Below are 19,613 nucleotides of genomic sequence, written 5' to 3' on the forward strand. Positions count from 1 at the left end.
ATTAGCGCTCGGTCTTTTGCGGTTTTATTGATTGCGATATCTTCCGCAATTTTAAAAGTTTTATTTTTTGGATTGTATTTCTCGTCCCGAATGCTAATTAAATGATTTGGGAATGTACCTCTAGAAAACGACTTTAAATCGATACCATTATTTTCAATCAGCGTTAAAGCCGCTTGCGCAAATTCGGCGTTGTCTTTAACGAGCACTTTACAACTTTCAACTAGCTTCTTTTTTATCGCTACAAAGTCGGCTATGGATTTATCGCTAAAATTATTGATTTCAGAGCGGTGATTTTCATTAAGTACTAGCTTTCCAGTTTCTAGAATTTCACGTGAAATGTCCCAAGATTTATCATCATCGGTTTTTTCCATGGTAAAATCAACAAGCAGTTTTGTTAACGTTTCGTCCTCACCTGCCTGCGCGATAATGGCATCTACTGCTTCGATTAATAAATTATCGGTATCTAAGGTGACTTCAAAAGTCATGGGTAAATTTAGATCATGAGCAAATGCACGAATTACTTTATGCGTGAACTTATCAATAGTCGAAATATCAAAAGCCGCATAATTATGAATAATATGCTTGATGATTTGTTGTGATTTCGTTTTGATTTCGATAATTGAAAGCTCGGTATCTACAGCTACATCTTGCATTAAGTCGGCTGCTTTTTGAGAAGGTTCTTCTTTGGCAAACTCAGACAAACTGCCTACAATTCGGCTTTTCATTTCATGCACCGCTTTATTGGTAAAAGTTATAGCCAAGATATTGCGATAGGCATCATTTTTAGGTGCTTTAAGAATAATTTTTAGATATTCTTTGACGAGTGCGTATGTTTTACCTGAGCCAGCTGATGCATCGTATATGGAGAAGGAAGGTCTTTGCATTGTGTTGTTGTTGTACAATTTTTTGATTTAATCCTCATGTTTCTGTAGCACTTTATGCCCTAGCCCTGATGGGAACGGCATCCTTTCCAGTCCTGCGTAGCGGACGGGAAAGATATAGTGGACAGCAGGAAATAGCTCCAAAAAACAGCCTAACTACTAGGTTGCTTTCAAAAATTGTTTGTTTAATGTTTAAAAGTAGTATTTTTGCACTATGGAAACAAATAGACAGAAAAAAATAGGTGGGGTTATCCAAAAAGATTTGGTTGACATTCTGCAAGGTGAAGTGAGAAAAAATGGCGTATCTAATTTGATTATTTCGGTATCTAAAGTTAGTGTGACTACAGATTTGTCTGTGGCAACGGTATATTTAAGTGTATTTCCTCAGGATAAAGCGCCTGAAATTTTAGAAGCGGTAAAATCAAATGCTAAAAATATCAAGCATGATTTATCGCAAAGGGTACGTTTGCAACTACGAAAAGTGCCTAACTTGGTGTTTTTTATTGATGACTCATTAGATTATATTGAAAAAATAAACAATGCACTTTCTAACAGAGACAATCCTATTGAAAACAGGGATTTACTAGAAAAACGCAAGCAAATCTAATTTGAATTTCCCTCTTTACATAGCCAAACGGTACCTTCGCACAAACAGTAAAAACAATGCCATTAATATTATCAATCGTATTGCTAGTATGGGAATTATTGTGGGTGCTATGGCGTTATTTGTCGTATTATCTGTTTTTAGTGGCTTAAAAGTGTTTAGCCTTTCGTTTACGAACGATATCGATCCCGACTTAAAAATTAACAGTGTTTTAGGAAAATCTTTTTTGGTTTCTCCGGAACAAGAGGCTGCTATTAATAAAATTGAAGGTCTTGCTTCGTACTCCAAAATCATTGAAGAACGTGTTTTGTTCACTTTTGATGACAAACAAGAAGTTACTTATTTAAAGGGAGTTGATACTAACTTTGGTAAAGTTAACGACATCAAAAAAATAATGTACACTGGACAATGGATTGAACCAAACACGTATCAAGTAGTGGTAGGATACGGTCTTACTCAGAAATTTTCTCTAGGATTACTTGATTTCAATAAGCAACTTGAGGTTTTAGTCCCTAAACCCGGAAAAGGAAACATTGAAAATGCCGACCAAGCATTTAATAAAAGTACCATCGTACCTGTTGGTATTTATGCTATTAGTGAAGACCTGGATTCCAAGTATGTTTTTGCTGATTTAGGCCTTGCCCAAGAATTACTAGAGTACCAACCCAATCAGGTTTCAGGAATCGAACTTAAGGAAAAAGTAGGAGCTGATGAAAATGCAATCATTAGCAAATTGCAAACTATTTTTAAGAATAAAGTCACGGTTAAAAATAGAGCCCAACTCAATGAGTCGCTATACAAAATGCTCAATACCGAAAATATTGTTGTTTATTTAATTTTTACCTTAGTCATTGTTGTTGCCTTATTTAACTTAATTGGCGCTTTGATTATGATGATTTTAGATAAAAAAGGGAATTTAAAAACATTATTTAATCTAGGAGTTGAGATTCCTAGTTTGCGTAAAATATTTTTGCTTCAGGGTACTTTACTCAGTGTTATTGGCGGACTCATAGGTTTAGCCTTAGGTATTGCCATTGTGCTTGTCCAGCAACACTTTGAATTGATAATGCTTACACCAACTTTGGCTTATCCGGTAGTTTTTTCTCTGGAAAATGTGGCCATTGTTATGGGTACCATTGTTTCTCTTGGATTTATCGCTTCGTTGATCGCTAGTAGTCGCGTGAGTAAGAAGTTATTGGAATAAGTTTTTATCATAAAAACAAAAAATGCTACTAATTATCTAGTAGCATTTTTTGTTTAATACGGTGTCTAAACAACCTCATATCCGGCGTAGGCGTCTTGAATTTCGTTTAGAATAGCAAATAATTCAAGAGGGCTATCTTCAGTAACTAGTTTTTGCTTGAAAGGCTTAAACGAATGAATCCCTTTGAAATAATTGGTGTAATGCGGACGCGTTTCTACAATTCCTAATCGTTCTCCTTTCCATTCCATTGCCCACGTGAGGTGATTTCTCACGGCTTCGACTCTGTCAATAACCGTTGGCTTAGCCAAATGCTCCCCCGTTTCAAAGAAATGCTTTATTTCGTTAAAAATCCAAGGATAACCTATAGCAGCACGACCAATCATAATGCCGTCGATGCCATATTCGTTTTTATATTGTAAAGCTTTTTCAGGGCTATCGATATCTCCGTTACCAAAAATAGGCATCGTAATTCTAGGGTTATTCTTAACACGAGCGATGTGTGACCAGTCCGAATGGCCTTTGTACATTTGGGCTCTTGTACGAGCGTGAATACTCAAAGCCGCAACACCAATATCTTGCAAACGCTCCGCAACCTCATCAATATTAATCGAACTATCGTCCCATCCCAAACGCGTTTTTACTGTCACCGGCAAATGCGTACTATCGATAACCGCCTGCGTTAAGCGAATCATCAAATCAACATCTTTCAATACTCCTGCTCCAGCACCTTTACAAACTACTTTTTTTACTGGACAACCAAAGTTAATATCAATAATATCAGGATTAACAGTAGAAACAATTTTAGAAGAAAGCGCCATCGCTTCTTCGTCACCACCAAAAATTTGGATTCCAACCGGTCGCTCGTAATCGAAGATATCTAGCTTCATCCGGCTTTTGATCGCATCCCGAATTAAACCTTCAGAAGAAATAAACTCAGAGTACATCATATCAGCCCCATGCATTTTACACAATCTACGAAAAGGTGGATCACTCACATCCTCCATAGGAGCAAGTAGTAAAGGAAAATCTGGTAGTTCTATGTTACCTATTTTAATCATCTGCTTAATTTTCTGCAAAATTACAACATTTTAAATAAACTAAAACGCAATTCTAAAGTTGAGTAGTTCGACCTCAATTTTACAAAAAAAGGAAATAATTCTGTAATATTTTCAAATCAGAAAGCTTTAGCTTTGTGACTTAACATAAATAACATGATTACCAAAATAAATTTTAAAGCAGCATATCATATTCTAAGAGATACTTTTCAAGGTTTTCTAGACAACAGAGCCTTAAAGTTAAGCGCTTCACTTTCCTACTATACCGTTTTTTCATTAGCACCTCTTTTACTCTTAATGATTTCTTTGGCTAGTGTATTTTTAGGGCGAGAGGCTATTCAAGGTCAGGTTTTTGGCGAAATCAATGGTTTGATTGGTGACGAAGCAGCAGCTCAAATACAAGATGTCATAAAAAATACCGCGTTATCCGGTAAAACCACATTATCTATAATTGTTGGTAGTATCACCCTTCTAATTGGGGCTACCACTGTTTTTGGTGAAATTCAAGATTCTATTAATATCATTTGGAACCTAAAAGCAAAACCAAAACGCGGCTGGCTAAAATGGATAAAAGACCGTTTACTATCTTCCTCGCTGATAGCAGGATTGAGTTTTTTATTAATCGTTTCCTTCATGGTTAATGGCGTTTTATTAGCTATTAACGACTGGTTGAAACATTATTTCCCTAATGTGATCCTAATCGTATTTGAAGCCATCAATATATGTATAAGTTTCACGGTAATTACTATATTGTTTGCGGTTATCTTTAAGGTACTTCCCGATGCTAAAATAGCGTGGAAAGATGTTAAAATTGGAGCATTTTTTACGGCCTGCCTGTTTATGCTTGGTCGCTTTTTAATTGGGTTGTATATTGATGTAAGTGGCACAGGCTCCGCTTATGGTCCAGCTGGTTCCCTAATTGTAATTCTAGTTTGGGTGTACTATACCGCAGCCATATTATATTTTGGTGCACAATTCACTAAAATTTACACTGAATATACTGGTGCTCAAATCGAACCTGCAGATTATGCCGTTTACGTAGAACAATTTGAAAAAGAAAGAGTAGTAAAAGTGTTGCCTAATACTGAAACCCCGAATCCTGAAGTAGTTTTTGAATCGGAAAAAGAAGATAATATTTAAACTAAATAGCATCGATATTACCTTTATTTACAATTAATTCTTTTTCAAATAGTACTTAATTCTTTACGCTTAAAAATAAATTTATTTTGAAATAATTTTCATAAAACGGCTATCTTTATAAAAAAGTCGGTATGCTATTTCAATTTGGTTTTTATTCTTCTTTATTGTTGATTACTTTTTCGCAAGGTCTGATCTACTCCATTTTACTTCTGATGAAAGGGTTTCGAACAGGGAATAAATCAAATTATTGGTTGAGTTTTTTCATATTTCTTTGTAGTATTTACATTGCTCCTTGGATGCTAGGCTTTGCAGGTTGGTACGACAATCAACCATATAGAGATATTCTTTTTTATACACCTTTGCAACATTTGTTTTTTATTGGTCCAGTAATTTATTGTTACACCCAAAGTCTATTAAATGCTCATTTTAGATTTAATAAAAAACAGTTGTTCCATTTTATTCCCGGTGTTTTATACTTAATATACATTGTATCCATATGGACTTACGATACCTTCATTATCAAGGACTACTATTTTTATACAGATGGAATGGATAAAGATTTTGATAGTTGGTATCAAAAATCAGGACTCCTTTCGATGGTTATTTATTTTATTATAAGTCTGCGTTATTACACCATTTACAAAAAAGTGATTTTTCAAGTGGTGAGTTATGCTGATCGCATTCTTTTAAGATGGATACAAAACTATTTAATCGCATTTTTAATCATGTTGCTGTTACCTATTTTTTTTGATGGAATGGCCTATTTTTATCCCCATTTAAAAACTTATACCGGAAGTTGGTGGTATTTTCTGTTTTTTTCAATTGTCATGTATTATATTGCTATTACAGGTTATTCAAATCCCGTCTATTCCAGTATTCCTTTTAAAATGGCAGCGAACAATATAAATCAAGTGGTACTATTATCCGAAAATAAAAATGCCATTGAAGAAGAGTTTGTCATCGATATTGATTTTGAAACTGTTTCCGAAAATAATCTTCTTAATATTGAAGAATGGAAATCCAGGGTCCAGACCTTAATTTACGAACATTCTATGTTCATTAATTCAGAATTAACTTTAACGGATGTTGCTAAAAAACTGAATACAAATGCTGCTATCATTTCTAAAACCATTAATCAAGGTTTCAAAATGAATTTCAATGATTTTATAAACACCTACCGCATTGAAGCCGTCAAACAAGCCTTTGCTGTTGGAGCACACCAAAAAACTACCTTACTTGGCATCGCTTTTGACTGCGGCTTTAATTCGAAAGCGACTTTTAACCGTGCTTTTAAGAAAAATACTGGGTTTTCACCAAAAGAATATTTAAAAGAATATAGCTTTACTGCACCCTAAATAACATCAATTAGATGTCTATTCAGCTTCGTAACGGTCAATTGTATTTTTAATGAATTGTTTTTCATAATGTCGGTTGCGTCTATTCTTTTTTTTAGTAGCTCTTTTTGCAAGACGCTTGTCAGCGATTATTTCATTTAATTGATTTAAATCATCAATTTGCTTGATGTCCTTAGGCGAATTCCGTTTAATAGTATTACGGTATTAAAGTTTAAAAAACTAATATCAAAAAGTTTTGCTTGTATTTATCTCCATACTCTTATTCTTAAAAGTACTTACTCTGTAACAATGTTACTCTACAACAAGCGTTAAATTTAACGATTAAACTTCACGACCAATTAGAACACAATGTGAATATAATTACTAAATAAAAGCTCAAACATTAGAGCTATCTCAGTTTAAAAAAAATAAAAAAATTACCGTACTATGCATTAAAGTGATTGTTTTTAGTGCTTTACTAGATCTTACCAAGTGGTCTCAAATCATAATTTGAAGCGATTGATAGTTACTAATGGCGCAATTTTGCACTGTTATTAATCATTAAATAAAAAATTATGAGGAATTTTGCTCTAACAACGGCCTTAGCCATTTTAACATCTTCATGCGGAATTTTTGGCTCTTTAAACTCTAATACCAGCATCAAACCCAATGATAGTTTTGTGCTTGGAAACAATGAACACGGTTCTTTTAAAGTCAAATTAAAAAACGTTTCCAAAAATGAAATTGACGTTTATGAAGCACCCATTTCTGGAGGTACTCACTCTAGATTAACAGTTAAACCAAATGAAAGTAGAGTGGTAAAAGTAGATAGAAATACCGCTTTAGTATTCGAAAACAAATCTACCGATTATGCATCAGTGGATTTAAAAGTCACAGGCGATATAGGATTATCAATGACGTATAAAAACAAATAATTATTCACAAACGAACATTACTATTTAATAGAATCTCTAAAAATAAATACAATGAAAATTTTAATTAAAATAACCAAGCCTATAATCTTACCACATTGGTCACAAGATTTATTTTTGACCATTCCTCGCATAGTTTGTGGTTACTTGCTTGCTTTTAACTTTGGCGCTGATAAATTTGGAATGCCTTGGTCACCTTTTGATGCTAATTTAGGGCTGTTTGAAGTTGCTTTTTGGCTCCCTAATGATGTTGCAAAATATGGTGGAATGTTCGCTATTGCACCAGTATTTTTTGCTTGGATGGGTGCGTTTGCTGAGGCAATTGGCGGCTTGTTGTTGCTTTTTGGATTTCAAACTAGAATTGCTTCTTTTCTAATAGTTTGTACTATGCTAGTGGCTATTTTTATGCAACAAATACAAAACGGATTATGGAATTGCCTTGCAGCCATGGGGTTTCTATGGGTGGCTATTTTCTATCTTGTTTTAGGCTCTGGCCGATTTGGAATTGATTATTTACTAACTAAAAAAAACTCTAATTATGAAAACTAAAACGATAGTATTAGTACTTATACTTTCATTATTTTTGACCAATTGTGTTCAAAAAACAGTTAAAAGAACGGTTGTCTTTCGGCTGAATACTGCTAACATGGCGGAAATAAAAAAAGTGGGAATAAAAGGGAAAGACAAACCGTTTAACTGGGATTACGCTACTGAAATGAAAACTATTCAAAAAGACAGCTTGTATGAACTCATGACTACATTTGATACTGGATACAATTATACCGAAATTAAATTTATGGTAAATGACAGTTTAGAGTTCGAAAACGAAGACAACAGAAGAGTTGATTTTACTGCCTCAGACACGACTTTTTATAATGCAACATTCAAAAAAAGATAAGGGCTGCTTACTATAAAATATAAGGTTACGGGACTGCCCAATGTGATTGTTTTAAAACACTATTTTCAAAAGAAAAATTAGCTTTGCGATTGCCATGAAAATCTAGATAAAGGAATTCAAGCTCATAAACGGCGCAAGCTACTACTGCAAAATTTTTTTCGAAAGGGTTACTTTCTTCTTCTGATGGTTTGATGCTAGCAAAACGTTCTTCATAACCCAAAGTTGGCCTATCTGACTTGGTGTTTGGAGCTTCAATTGTCATATATCCCAATCGGGCTTGCGGACTTGTAGCTTTCCAACGCTCGTGTGCAATAGCATCGCTGGTGTGAAGTACAGCACATGCTTTTACAACAATTTGAACTCGTTGTCGCGCATCGTAAAACAAGAGTGAAATGTGATTATTTCTTAGTAAATCGAAAAACTTTCGAGACCGATTATCAGTGTGGAAATAGATGATTTTGTGAACCTCATCAACTTTTCTGTTAACTACGATTCGCAACGCAGCGGTCTTGTTTTCATCGACTGTTCCTACGCACATGGTGCGAAAACCATTTTTCTTCTCGACAGATCCATTTACCAATTTTTTCCAAGCAAGTGATTCTATTTGATTCAAATTATATTTAGAATCATTAATAACGATAAAATCCTCATGTATTGTTTTCATAGAAATTATATTAGATCATGAATTATGGTTCTTGATATTTTCAAATGTACAACATAGGGCTAACCAATGAAGAAATACATTTAGATAATTTGTTTGATCTGTCATCAAAATTAAGTGGTATATAAACCGAATTACAAGACTTAAAACCGTTAATTTTGAAGCTGCTATGAAAATTACATTTAAGTCGCCTATCATTAGCTTTTGTTCAATCATCAATCAAAACTTTTAGCTTATCTTTGCAAATTAATCGGGTGATTTCGGGTGATTTGCGTGAGGGATAGTAGCGGCATCCTTTTGTGAAGTGTTAACGTAACAAAAGATATAGCGGATAGCCCGACGGCTTTTTTTGCCGTCACGCCCAAGATTCGACAAAGACCACCATGACATTATTGAAATTGATATTTAGATAGAATGAAAAAAATAAGGAATTTTTGCATAATTGCACACATTGATCACGGGAAAAGCACACTTGCTGACCGTTTACTTGGTGCTACACAAACGGTGACTGCTCGTCAAGAAAAAGCGCAGTTACTTGATAATATGGATCTTGAAAGAGAACGCGGAATTACGATTAAGAGCCACGCCATTCAAATGGAATACACTTATAAAGGCGAAGAATATATACTGAACCTAATCGATACTCCGGGACACGTAGATTTTTCATATGAAGTTTCTCGATCTATTGCTGCTTGTGAAGGAGCACTTTTGATCGTTGATGCCGCACAAAGTATTCAAGCGCAAACTATTTCGAACTTATATTTAGCTTTAGAGAATGACTTGGAAATTATTCCGGTTTTAAATAAAGTAGACTTGCCATCAGCCAATCCTGAAGAAGTAAGTGATGATATTATTGATTTACTAGGATGTAAATTAGAGGATATTATTCATGCTTCTGGAAAAACAGGTTTTGGTGTAGAGAATATATTAGCTGCCATTATCGAAAAAATTCCTGCTCCAACAGGAAATGTTGATGAGCCATTACAAGCCTTAATATTTGACTCTCATTACAATCCTTTTAGAGGTATTGAGGTTATTTTTCGTGTAAAAAACGGACAGATAAAAAAAGGGCAAAAAATTAAATTCATGGCGACTGGCAATGAATATTTTGCTGACGAAATTGGAACCTTAAAATTAGACCAAGTACCGAAACAGGTAATCTCAGCAGGTGATGTTGGGTATTTAATTTCAGGGATCAAAGAGGCCAAAGAAGTAAAAGTGGGAGATACCTTGACTGATGCTAAGGCACCAACCACCAATATGATTACTGGTTTTGAGGATGTAAAACCAATGGTTTTTGCTGGAATATATCCTGTAGATACTGAAGATTATGAAGACTTGCGTGCTTCAATGGAAAAACTACAACTAAACGATGCATCGTTAGTATTTTTACCTGAAAGTTCCGCTGCTTTAGGTTTTGGTTTCCGTTGTGGATTTTTAGGAATGCTACACATGGAGATTATCCAAGAGCGATTGGAACGTGAGTTTGACATGACTGTAATTACTACAGTTCCCAACGTTTCTTATTTGGCTTACACCAAAAAAGATCCTGAAACTCCTTTCATCATAAATAATCCATCTGATTTACCAGAACCTTCAAAATTAGATCGCGTAGAGGAGCCTTTTATTAAAGCAACTATCATTACTAAAGCAGATTTCGTTGGAAACGTTATGAGTTTGTGTATTGAAAAACGTGGTATCATAACTAATCAAACGTACTTGACTACAGAACGTGTTGAGTTGAACTTTGATATGCCATTAGCCGAGATTGTATTTGACTTTTACGATCGTTTAAAAACGGTTTCTAAAGGATATGCTTCTTTTGATTACTCACCAATAGGAATGAGAACTTCAAAATTAGAGCGTTTAGATGTCTTACTTAATGCACAATCAGTAGATGCTTTGTCTGCTTTGATTCATGAAAGTAACGCTTACAACATTGGTAAAAAAATGTGTGAGAAATTGCGTGAATTGATTCCAAGACAACAGTTTGATATTCCGATTCAAGCCGCAATTGGAGCTAAAATTATTGCTCGTGAAACCATTAAAGCTTTACGTAAAGATGTTACAGCAAAATGTTACGGTGGAGATATTTCTCGTAAACGTAAGCTTTTGGAAAAACAGAAAAAAGGTAAAAAACGTATGAGATTGGTTGGAAATGTTGAGATTCCGCAAGAAGCGTTTATGGCTGTTTTGAAATTGAATGATTAAGCTTTTGTAGAGAATAGAACCAAGAATAAAAAGGAAACCTGATAATGTAAAAATTATCAGGTTTTTTTTTATGGAGCGGGCTGTTCCAGTGACCAACCGGCAAGTACTAAATCACGTACGATTTCATTGGTCTCGGCACCATCCTTAAGCGCATAGATGTCATTACTTACAGCAAACCTATCCTTTAATTGTTGTGAACCATAAATACCTATAAAAATCGCTGTAATAAATCCTAAGGCGAGGACAATTCCACCCAATGCTATCATATTATAAAATAATAGTACCACAAGAGCAATTGCTGTTCCCCAAGATAACATTGCTGCTTTATAACTTGCGTTTTCATGAATTTTTTTACAATTGGAGCATCTTGGAATACCAATTAAAATTTTGGCAAACTTAACGGATCGATATACAACTAAATTTGTACTATCCTTGGTCATAAATAAAGGAATGTAATAGCATTCATCAATATTTTGCACTTCTTCTCGTCCGCAATAAGTACACTTATTTTCTTGAGGTTCAAATCGTTTATACAATTCATTGTAGTTATAATTGTCAATCATATTTATCTAAATTTAATTAATCATTAAGGTCATTATAAAAATATCTTGAGATAAGATACTTTATTAGCAAGCCAGGTCCAAAGGATAAGGCCATAGGTATAATCATTTCTAAGGTAAAAAAAGAACTTCGGCCACTTAAATAAAAACCAACTACAACGGGCATCAATATAGCTCCTGTAACGAAACCTACTATTGCGGCAATTGGCTTATCAGGAAAACCGATATATCCTGCTCCAACAGCTACTACTATGGATAACAAAAGTAATAGAACGTTGTTTTGACCCATAACAGCAACTAATAAAGAGGATACTACGGCTACAGTTGTAGCAATATTTCCTTTTTCTTCTTTCTCTTTTTCTTCCTTCAAATTGAAATACAGCTCCTGCTTGTACTCTTTTATTAGGGTAGTTAAAAGATTTACTGCCATAGTTTCGTCATGGCCTAATTGCATTATTTTAGATATCTCGTCAACTTCTGAAAAAGTTCCTTCTTGTAATCGTTTTTTAATGTCCTCTTTATGATGATATGGTAATTGTTCCATCTTATCTTGCTCTTTTTTTAATTTTTAAACTCCAAAGCGCTACAACTAACTCTTTTGTAACCAATCGTATAATCGCTTTGCATCTTCGAATTTAAATAACTGCGTTCCTTCATTCATTGTTGCTGCACTACCGCATGCTACTCCCCAACGGATTACTTCTTTCAAGCTTTTATTTTGCGAAAGCGCCCACACCATTCCGCCTACCATACTATCGCCAGCACCAACGGTACTTTTTTTGACCACATTGGGAGCAGGGACGTAGTCATAGGAATCTTTAGTCACTAAAACAGCTCCTTGTGGTCCAAGGGAAACAACAACAATTTCAGCGCCACCACTCGAAATGATCTTTTTTGCAGCTTCATCTACTTCTTCCATCTCTAAACTTGGAACACCTACCAATTTGGCTAACTCGCCTACATTAGGTTTGATTAGATAAACACCTGTTTCTAGAATTTTGTGCAGGGATTCACCTGATGTATCTGCGATAACTTTAATGCCTAATTGCTTAGCAACAAGAGCAATCTGGCTATAAAAATCAACAGGAAGTCCTTCACTAATACTACCACTGATTACTAAAAATTCAGAGGATATGGATTGCATTTTTAACAAAATTGTGTCTTTTTCAGAGGTGCTCATAGCAGCACCCGGAAAACCAAATCGATACTGCGAATTAGTATTATCGTCAACAGCCACAAAGCTTTCTCTTGTCCAATTAGTAACTTCAATAGGTGCTATAGCGATACCTTCTTGTGTTAGCAAGTCCTTTATTGTTTCACCTGTAGGACCGCCAGCGGTGAATATTGCAAGCGACTCACCTCCCAAACGAAAAATTGCTTTAGAAACATTTATCCCACCGCCTCCAGCATCAAATCGAGGGGCATCGCATCGTATCTTTTGTTCAGGAACCAAACCTTTAAAATGGGCGCTTTTATCTAGAGCTGGATTTACTGTTAGTGTAATAATTTTATTTTTTTTCATTTGATAAATTTAATAAGAATTGCAGCAGCTTCAAAAATTTAAATCAATAATAGGGGAATAAAAAGGGTGAAAATCAAAATTTTCACCCTAGTTTATCTCTGCCAAATTACAGCTTTCTTCGGTTATCGTTAGAATTTGTATCTATTAATTTATTGTAAGGATCGACACCAACTTCTGTTGGTTTTTTATCTACAATGATCGATAACTTATTATCTATTTTATCAATCTTATATTTCTTCAAATGCAGTTCCTTTTCTGTTTTTTTGTCTTTAATAGTCTCCTCCGTAAAAACACCAATTTCAATATAGTCACGTAAGGGTAATGAAGTTGTAGCGATTATGTCTCCCTTTTTCTTGTAGGACAACGTTTTGCCAGCTTCATCTTTAAAAATACGCTTGCCTTGGTCATCCGCCTTGTATTTTGACACATCAAACTCGATATCCACTTGGTATTTACCATTGGGCAGTTTTTTTGAAGTAGCATTTTTAATGCGGTTATCGTACAGCGTGATGTTTTCAAACATATCCTTAACAACGTATTGCAGTGAGTCAGGTGTGGCTTGCTTTAACAAACTAACTAATTCTAGCGATGTTGTATAAGGTGGCTCTTGATAGCCTACCTTAGCAATATACGCCTTCAAAACGCTATTTAGTTTTTTCTCGCCAATGAAATCACTCAATGCATAAAACACTAAAGATCCTTTCTCGTAGTGAATGTATTGCTGATTTTCGTTGTACATCAATGGTTTTTCTTTTTTACTCTCCACCGCTCTTCCCATTAAGTACCTGTCAAGAGAGGTTTTAAGAAACTTACGCATTTGAGACTTGCCATATTGATGCTCTAAAACCTTTAAAGAGCTGTATTCGGATAGACTTTCAGACAACATCGTTGCCCCTTGTACATTTGCACCTATTACTTGATGCGCCCACCACTGGTGCGCTACCTCGTGCGAGGTAATAGCAAAAGGATAATCTACCGCATCAGTTGCTTTATCATCGACCGCTGCAATAAAACCAATTGCTTCTGAAAACGGAATCGTATTCGCAAATGATTGCGCAAATTCACCCTGTGTTCTTGGATATTCCATTACACGCACTTGCTTATGTTGATACGGACTAAAGTTCATCGTGTAATAATCTAGTGATTTCTTTACACCTGCAATCATTCTGTTCAAATTATACTCGTGTCCTTTATGGTAGTAAATTTCGATATTTATGTTTTTCCATTTATCGCGCTTCACTTCATATTGAGCTGAATTGTATGCATAAAAATTCAGCATTTTTTGATCCATTTTATAGTGGAAATAGTTCCTGCCGTCCTTTTTCCATTGCTTTTGCAAGTAGCCTGGTGCAATTGCGGTTTGATCTCCCGAGGTGCTAACAGTAGTCTCAAACGTAACCCAATCAGCATCGTTGCTTATGTAATTATTCTTTTTCGCAATCGAATCGGTAGGGCTTGCCATTCTTTCTTTAGGCTTCAATCCGTATTTTTTTCTAACATCGTCATCATTCAATTCCCCATTTTCAGTATATCCAATAGTTGGAAAGGAACTATTATTTATAAAGGTTCCGTTGTAGATTACAGGTGAATTATCTTTGAATAAACTATTGGGTTTATTCTTAACTTCAAATGACATTACAATAGAATCACCTGGTAGCAAAGTTTTCGCCAACTTGTAAATGTTGAAATTGAATATTGTGTCTTGTGAAACGAGTTGCGCTTTTTTTGCAAAAGCAATTTTAGTTTTATAGCTGTTGTAATTAATAAAAATGGAATCAATAGCTATTTTAGTTTTATTCTTTAGTACATAAGTTCCCTTAGCTACAAAATTGCGCTCCTGCGGAAATAAATCTAAGTCAACCTTGATATCTGTAATTCTAGGCTGTGCATATTTTTGGTACTTTTTATATTTTTTTTCCCATTCTACTCGCGATTTTTCACCTTCTTGTTGTGATCTGTATTCATTAACAACATTATCCTGATAGTAAATAGTACTACCTACGGCTAGGAAGCCAATATAAGACGCGCTAATTAATAAAGCCGTTTTACTACTAAACCTTTTTTTAGCATCAACAAATCTAGCACGTACTGATTGACCAACTCCTCTAGTCCAAAACAAGAGAGTAAGACCAAAAATACCTAGTCCAAATAGCAACCAATATCCTTTGTATAAATAGTACAATGGCAAAGTATTACCGTACCCGTTCATGTCAGAATATTGAAAACCTGTATCACTATTAAATCTAAAAATATCTTGTTCTACTCCAATCTCTGGAATAAAAACTAATCCGATGGAAAGAATCAGTAAAACAAAAAATCCAAGTAAATAATTCTTAAACAACGTTTGAATGAATAGCGCTAGAAATGCCCAAATGACAAAATGCACTAATTTTATCGCATACAACTCAAACAGATAATGTCCGATTTCAAAATCAAAAAATCCATTATAAGACTGGATTGCAATACCGCCAATCATAATAACTGCTAACAGCGTTATTTGCATTTGCAGTAAGGCTAGAAATTTTGAAAACAGCAACACCCAATTGGGAATAGGAGTTACATCTATTAAATGATTCATTCTAGTTGTAAACCCTCTATGCACTAATATTCCAGCAAAAAGAAAAGTCAACACATTAATAAAAAGACTAAAAGCGCTACCCGGTAATGCTAACATTTGCCATGTGACTGGATACGTTTTTGTTCCAAAAATTTCCCCGGCAGTTAAAGACGTTAGTAAAATAAAAAGCAATCCTACAATAACGATACTGATGAAAATCCAATTTTTAACAATAAACTTAAAATCTGCTTTTGATAAATTCCAAGCTGTCTTAAGGTATTGTTTAACCGAAAAGTCAAATTGAATTGGTGGTAAATTGATTCTCGTAATTCCGCCAAAATTATTTTTAGTAACTCGTTCTTCTTTTTTGCTTTTTCCAAAAGTTAAAGCAGTTTGAGTAAAAGAAAAATAGCGATAAAGTGCTACTAAAACTAAAAGTGAGATACCCAACCACAATAATCTATTGTAAATGATTACCCCTTCAAAAGGCAGCAAGTTTGTGTTTTTTTCTGAAACAGTCCAATACTTGGTATAATACGACAAGGCCTCACTCCCAAAAGGATCTAGCAACCCTGCTACATATTGATTATCGACGTCATTGGTAAAACTACTCACCATACTTTGAACAAATAAAAGTAAAATCACTGTAATAAATCCAACCGAAATGTTTCTCGTAATGGTTACCACTGCAAATACGATGGCTCCATAAAAAAACAAGTTGGGTATTACCCAAATAAAATAAATTTGTAGATAAGCTACTATCGAAACTGGACCTAATAAACTTTGATTAGTACCTGGTAAAAAACTAGCACAAAACGCTCCTAATCCAATAGCTAGAACAACTAAAATAACAACTACTAAAGAACTGAAAAACTTTCCAAGTAGATAATCAGCTTTAGTAAATGGATAACTAAATAGTATCGTGTGCATATTGTACTTAAAATCTCTGTAGATCGAAGCCCCAATTATGGAGGGCAATAAGAAATACGTTAGTACCGACAAGGTGTTGATCAAATCGTTTAAAGCAATTGGTGAATTTGCTAAAGCATTAGAGGCAGTTGTTGTAGAGAAACTATCAAAAATCCCTAGACTACTCGCCATAATAAGCATCGAAAGAAAAAAGAAAATAGCTGTATAAATATAAAATGAGGGGTTTCTCAACCACCTTTTCAACTCAAAATTAAATATAGTTCCTAACATAGTACGGCGTCTTTTTTAAGTGCTACAAAATACACATCTTCAAGTTGAGGAGTTGCTGCAACAAAACTTTCATTTGGTTTATCCGCACTATGTACTCTAATGTTTAAAGTATTGTCCTGATTGTAATTAGATGAAATCACATTAAATTCCTTTTCGTTTTCCTCTAAAGCTTCTCTTTCAATTATTTTGGTCCAAATAGATCCGTTTAAAGTCTCAACTACTGCTGTTGGTGTCCCTTGCGTTAAAATTTTACCCCCGTTTAAAATAGCAATTTCATTACAAAGCTCCTTGACATCATCTACGATATGTGTCGAAAATATTACCGTATGATTGGTACCTATTTCACGCAAAACATTAAGAAAACGATGTCTTTCGGCAGGATCCAATCCAGCAGTTGGTTCATCAACAATAATAAGTTTTGGGTTGTTTAGTAATAATTGAGCTATCCCAAAACGCTGTTTCATCCCTCCTGAATATCCATTTACATCTTTTAATCGCACTTCATATAAATTGGTAACCTCCAAGACCTGCTTTACTATTGTAGCCCTTTCTGATTTTGAAGCAATTCCTTTTAACTGTGCGAAGTAGTCTAATAATTTCTCTGCTGACATGTTAGGATATACTCCAAATTCTTGTGGCAAATAACCTAAAATTTTGCGCAAGGCCATTTGATCTTCTAAGACATTAATACCATCAAATTCGATGCTGCCTGAATCTGGTTTCTGCAAGGTCGAAATAGTACGCATTAAAGATGATTTCCCTGCTCCGTTAGGACCTAAAAGACCAAACATTCCAGTTCCAATTTCTAAATTTAAGTCATCTAGTGCTTTTACGCCGTTTTTGTAAGTCTTACTGAGGTTATTTATTTTAAGTTTCATTATGGATAAATTAATTAGTTATCTAGTAAGTAGAGGATTTGCCTTATTTGTTACATTATTTTTAACATTCTATAAAATGAATTCTTACAAAAGTAAAAATCATTAGCAGTCAAAATTTACAGTCTGCTTTATCTTCGTACCTTTGCTACTTTATAATTAAAAAGGATGATTGAAGATAAAAACCCACAGCGTACGAGTATAGGTCAATTAGGTGAATTTGGACTAATAGACCATTTGACAAAAAATTTCGAAGTAAACCAGCCTTCCACTTTAAAAAGTATTGGTGATGATGCTGCCATCCTTGATTTCAAGGATAAAAAAGTAGTGATATCAACTGACTTGTTGATTGAAGGAGTTCATTTCGACTTAGCCTATATGCCCTTAAAACATTTAGGATACAAAGCAGTAGTTGTGAACGTATCGGATATTTGTGCCATGAATGCCAAGGCTACTCAAATCACAGTATCAGTAGCTGTTTCAAATCGATTTCCACTTGAAGCACTTGAAGAATTATTTGACGGAATTGCACATGCTGCTGCCGAATATAAAGTAGACGTTATAGGCGGTGATACCACCTCATCACAAAAAGGATTGATTATCAGCATCACCGCTATTGGTGAGGCAAATGACGAAGAAATCGTTTATCGAAATGGTGCCAAGGAAACTGATTTATTGGTGGTAACTGGTGACATTGGAGCAGCCTACATGGGACTTCAGGTACTAGAAAGAGAGAAACAGGTTTTTCAGGTGAATCCTAACTCACAGCCCGATTTAGACGCTTACACCTATTTAATTGAGCGTCAATTAAAACCAGAGGCCAGAAAAGATGTTCGCACGCTTTTACACGCTTTAGAAATTAAACCAACTTCGATGATCGATATTTCAGATGGGTTATCGTCAGAAATCATGCATTTGTGTAAACAATCAGGAGTAGGTTGTAATCTTTACGAGGATAAATTACCGTTAGATCCACAATTAATCAGTGTTTGCGAAGAATTTAATATCGATAGCACCACTGTTGCGATTAATGGTGGCGAAGATTACGAATTACTTTTTACTATCGCAATGGAAGATTTTGAAAAAATTAAAGCAAATCCGAACTTTTCCATAATTGGACATATGATACAAGAAAGCGAAGGAATACACCTAGTTACAAGAGCTAATACTAAAATAGCATTAAAAGCGCGTGGCTGGAATGCACTAGCTGAATAAAAAAGTAACTATTTGCTAGTAAAAAAACACCCTTAAAAGAATCTTTTAGGGGCGTTTTTTTATGATTTATTAAAACAAAAGTCCAATTTTCCTGGCTTCACGAACTAAATCAAAATCAGTGCCCCCTGTTAGTTTTAACAACTCTTTTAAGTTTAACTTTCTAGCCTCGATTGCATTTAACGAAATAGGAATGTATTTTGGAATGTCAATTGCTTTGGTCCCCTTAGACAAATGAAATAAAATTTGCTTGTCAAATAAGTCGATTTCAATACTGTGATCCTGTGAATCTAACATTTGCAGTACGGATTGACTATAATAAAAATGACCTTTTATGATTTTATCAAATGCAAATAATAGTTCATCAAATGTTAAATCAATTTTAATGATTAATCCATTAGGATTTATGTTTTTTATTATTGTTTTTATTTTTAAAAACTCCGTAAACATGGTTAGCAAAATTATTTTACAGTTTGGCATATACTGTAACAGTAGCTTAGCTAAGTCTTCACCTGAGTAAATGTTTTTTTCTTCATAGGTTGGCATACTGATATCCAAAAAAGCAATATCAAAAGCAGGAGTATCAGGATTTACTATTATATCGTAGGCCGAGGCACAGTCTTTAGCCTCGCTTATTGAATATTCATATTGTTCGGGTTTGTATCTTGTAATTGCATTTTTATACCCTTGAATAATAAAAGGATGGTCATCAACAATTAGTATTTTTTTATTAAGACGCGTTAAAGAACCGGGGTCAACTGTCATTT

The 19,613-nt window shown here is 34.6% G+C and carries 18 protein-coding genes; 9 read left to right on the forward strand and 9 right to left on the reverse strand.

Going from position 1 to position 19,613, the window contains the following annotated elements; genetic code table 11:
- On the reverse strand, nucleotides 1–884 hold an 884-nt coding region (locus tag P8M54_RS15325), incomplete at its 3' end, for a UvrD-helicase domain-containing protein (RefSeq protein ID WP_300288899.1).
- Between the two features lie 211 nt (nucleotides 885–1,095).
- Between P8M54_RS15325 and rbfA the strand changes: the two genes are divergently transcribed.
- Nucleotides 1,096–1,488 (forward strand): 30S ribosome-binding factor RbfA, encoded by a 393-nt coding sequence (rbfA, locus tag P8M54_RS15330; protein WP_300288900.1) that lies wholly within the window; start codon nucleotides 1,096–1,098, stop codon nucleotides 1,486–1,488.
- A gap of 1 nt (nucleotide 1,489) precedes the next feature.
- Nucleotides 1,490–2,689 carry an FtsX-like permease family protein gene (locus tag P8M54_RS15335; protein ID WP_300288901.1) on the forward strand — a complete coding sequence of 400 codons (1,200 nt, stop codon included), beginning with the start codon at nucleotides 1,490–1,492 and terminating at the stop codon, nucleotides 2,687–2,689.
- Nucleotides 2,690–2,754: 65 nt separating this feature from the next.
- Here P8M54_RS15335 and dusB read toward each other — a convergent pair whose 3' ends face one another.
- Complete coding sequence (gene dusB / locus P8M54_RS15340) at nucleotides 2,755–3,747, reverse strand: tRNA dihydrouridine synthase DusB (protein ID WP_300288902.1); 993 nt, start codon at nucleotides 3,745–3,747, stop codon at nucleotides 2,755–2,757.
- 153 nt (nucleotides 3,748–3,900) lie between these two features.
- Here dusB and P8M54_RS15345 point away from each other — a divergent pair, with 153 nt between their 5' ends.
- The 5 genes from P8M54_RS15345 (at nucleotide 3,901) to P8M54_RS15365 (ending at nucleotide 8,048) form a co-directional block, all read left to right on the forward strand.
- Entirely contained in the window at nucleotides 3,901–4,884 is a 984-nt protein-coding gene (locus P8M54_RS15345; protein ID WP_300288904.1) for a YihY/virulence factor BrkB family protein, read from the forward strand.
- 131 nt (nucleotides 4,885–5,015) lie between these two features.
- The gene (locus P8M54_RS15350) at nucleotides 5,016–6,239 is read left to right on the forward strand and encodes a helix-turn-helix transcriptional regulator (protein WP_300288905.1); all 1,224 of its coding nucleotides are present in this window, start codon (nucleotides 5,016–5,018) and stop codon (nucleotides 6,237–6,239) included.
- 554 nt (nucleotides 6,240–6,793) lie between these two features.
- A complete protein-coding gene (locus P8M54_RS15355; RefSeq protein ID WP_300288906.1) occupies nucleotides 6,794–7,153 on the forward strand; it encodes a hypothetical protein in 360 nt (119 codons plus the stop codon).
- 51 nt (nucleotides 7,154–7,204) lie between these two features.
- Entirely contained in the window at nucleotides 7,205–7,699 is a 495-nt protein-coding gene (locus P8M54_RS15360) for a DoxX family protein (protein ID WP_300288907.1), read from the forward strand.
- On the forward strand, nucleotides 7,689–8,048 hold the full coding sequence (locus tag P8M54_RS15365) for a hypothetical protein (protein ID WP_300288908.1): 360 nt from the start codon (nucleotides 7,689–7,691) through the stop codon (nucleotides 8,046–8,048). The genes P8M54_RS15360 and P8M54_RS15365 overlap by 11 nt, the downstream gene beginning before the upstream one ends.
- Before the next feature lie 25 nt (nucleotides 8,049–8,073).
- On the opposite strand, the gene P8M54_RS15370 is transcribed toward P8M54_RS15365, so the two are convergent.
- Entirely contained in the window at nucleotides 8,074–8,712 is a 639-nt protein-coding gene (locus P8M54_RS15370) for a pyridoxamine 5'-phosphate oxidase family protein (RefSeq protein WP_300288909.1), read from the reverse strand.
- A 411-nt stretch (nucleotides 8,713–9,123) separates the two neighbouring features.
- Here P8M54_RS15370 and lepA point away from each other — a divergent pair, with 411 nt between their 5' ends.
- A complete protein-coding gene (gene lepA, locus P8M54_RS15375; protein ID WP_300288911.1) occupies nucleotides 9,124–10,920 on the forward strand; it encodes a translation elongation factor 4 in 1,797 nt (598 codons plus the stop codon).
- A 68-nt stretch (nucleotides 10,921–10,988) separates the two neighbouring features.
- On the opposite strand, the gene P8M54_RS15380 is transcribed toward lepA, so the two are convergent.
- The 5 genes from P8M54_RS15380 to P8M54_RS15400 all read right to left on the reverse strand — a co-directional run bounded on the left by P8M54_RS15380 (nucleotide 10,989) and on the right by P8M54_RS15400 (nucleotide 17,637).
- Nucleotides 10,989–11,483 (reverse strand): hypothetical protein, encoded by a 495-nt coding sequence (locus tag P8M54_RS15380; RefSeq protein WP_300288912.1) that lies wholly within the window; start codon nucleotides 11,481–11,483, stop codon nucleotides 10,989–10,991.
- A 16-nt stretch (nucleotides 11,484–11,499) separates the two neighbouring features.
- Nucleotides 11,500–12,024: a hypothetical protein gene (locus P8M54_RS15385; RefSeq protein WP_300288913.1), complete on the reverse strand. Its 525-nt coding sequence runs from the start codon at nucleotides 12,022–12,024 to the stop codon at nucleotides 11,500–11,502.
- Nucleotides 12,025–12,069: 45 nt separating this feature from the next.
- Nucleotides 12,070–13,002 carry a 1-phosphofructokinase family hexose kinase gene (locus tag P8M54_RS15390; RefSeq protein ID WP_300288914.1) on the reverse strand — a complete coding sequence of 311 codons (933 nt, stop codon included), beginning with the start codon at nucleotides 13,000–13,002 and terminating at the stop codon, nucleotides 12,070–12,072.
- Nucleotides 13,003–13,108: 106 nt separating this feature from the next.
- On the reverse strand, nucleotides 13,109–16,759 hold the full coding sequence (locus P8M54_RS15395; RefSeq protein WP_300288915.1) for a M1 family aminopeptidase: 3,651 nt from the start codon (nucleotides 16,757–16,759) through the stop codon (nucleotides 13,109–13,111).
- On the reverse strand, nucleotides 16,753–17,637 hold the full coding sequence (locus P8M54_RS15400) for an ABC transporter ATP-binding protein (protein WP_300288916.1): 885 nt from the start codon (nucleotides 17,635–17,637) through the stop codon (nucleotides 16,753–16,755). The genes P8M54_RS15395 and P8M54_RS15400 overlap by 7 nt, the downstream gene beginning before the upstream one ends.
- Before the next feature lie 165 nt (nucleotides 17,638–17,802).
- Between P8M54_RS15400 and thiL the strand changes: the two genes are divergently transcribed.
- Nucleotides 17,803–18,849, forward strand: coding sequence for a thiamine-phosphate kinase (gene thiL, locus P8M54_RS15405; RefSeq protein WP_300288917.1), 1,047 nt, complete (start codon nucleotides 17,803–17,805; stop codon nucleotides 18,847–18,849).
- 69 nt (nucleotides 18,850–18,918) lie between these two features.
- Here the strand turns inward: thiL and P8M54_RS15410 are convergent, their stop codons facing one another.
- Entirely contained in the window at nucleotides 18,919–19,611 is a 693-nt protein-coding gene (locus tag P8M54_RS15410) for a response regulator (protein ID WP_300288918.1), read from the reverse strand.
- Nucleotides 19,612–19,613 lie beyond the last annotated feature (2 nt).

This window comes from Flavobacterium sp., from assembly GCF_029242675.1.
Classification (GTDB): Bacteria; Bacteroidota; Bacteroidia; order Flavobacteriales; family Flavobacteriaceae; genus Flavobacterium.

Bases quoted from the DNA above. Each gene is read 5' to 3' on its own strand.
- thiL (WP_300288917.1), top strand. From the start codon at position 17,803: ATGATTGAAGATAAAAACCCACAGCGTACGAGTATAGGTCAATTAGGT.
- P8M54_RS15350 (WP_300288905.1), top strand. From the start codon at position 5,016: ATGCTATTTCAATTTGGTTTTTATTCTTCTTTATTGTTGATTACTTTT.
- P8M54_RS15345 (WP_300288904.1), top strand. From the start codon at position 3,901: ATGATTACCAAAATAAATTTTAAAGCAGCATATCATATTCTAAGAGAT.
- P8M54_RS15370 (WP_300288909.1), bottom strand. From the start codon at position 8,712: ATGAAAACAATACATGAGGATTTTATCGTTATTAATGATTCTAAATAT.
- P8M54_RS15355 (WP_300288906.1), top strand. From the start codon at position 6,794: ATGAGGAATTTTGCTCTAACAACGGCCTTAGCCATTTTAACATCTTCA.
- rbfA (WP_300288900.1), top strand. From the start codon at position 1,096: ATGGAAACAAATAGACAGAAAAAAATAGGTGGGGTTATCCAAAAAGAT.
- P8M54_RS15360 (WP_300288907.1), top strand. From the start codon at position 7,205: ATGAAAATTTTAATTAAAATAACCAAGCCTATAATCTTACCACATTGG.
- P8M54_RS15390 (WP_300288914.1), bottom strand. From the start codon at position 13,002: ATGAAAAAAAATAAAATTATTACACTAACAGTAAATCCAGCTCTAGAT.
- P8M54_RS15385 (WP_300288913.1), bottom strand. From the start codon at position 12,024: ATGGAACAATTACCATATCATCATAAAGAGGACATTAAAAAACGATTA.
- P8M54_RS15365 (WP_300288908.1), top strand. From the start codon at position 7,689: ATGAAAACTAAAACGATAGTATTAGTACTTATACTTTCATTATTTTTG.
- P8M54_RS15400 (WP_300288916.1), bottom strand. From the start codon at position 17,637: ATGAAACTTAAAATAAATAACCTCAGTAAGACTTACAAAAACGGCGTA.
- lepA (WP_300288911.1), top strand. From the start codon at position 9,124: ATGAAAAAAATAAGGAATTTTTGCATAATTGCACACATTGATCACGGG.
- P8M54_RS15410 (WP_300288918.1), bottom strand. From the start codon at position 19,611: ATGACAGTTGACCCCGGTTCTTTAACGCGTCTTAATAAAAAAATACTA.
- dusB (WP_300288902.1), bottom strand. From the start codon at position 3,747: ATGATTAAAATAGGTAACATAGAACTACCAGATTTTCCTTTACTACTT.
- P8M54_RS15395 (WP_300288915.1), bottom strand. From the start codon at position 16,759: ATGTTAGGAACTATATTTAATTTTGAGTTGAAAAGGTGGTTGAGAAAC.
- P8M54_RS15380 (WP_300288912.1), bottom strand. From the start codon at position 11,483: ATGATTGACAATTATAACTACAATGAATTGTATAAACGATTTGAACCT.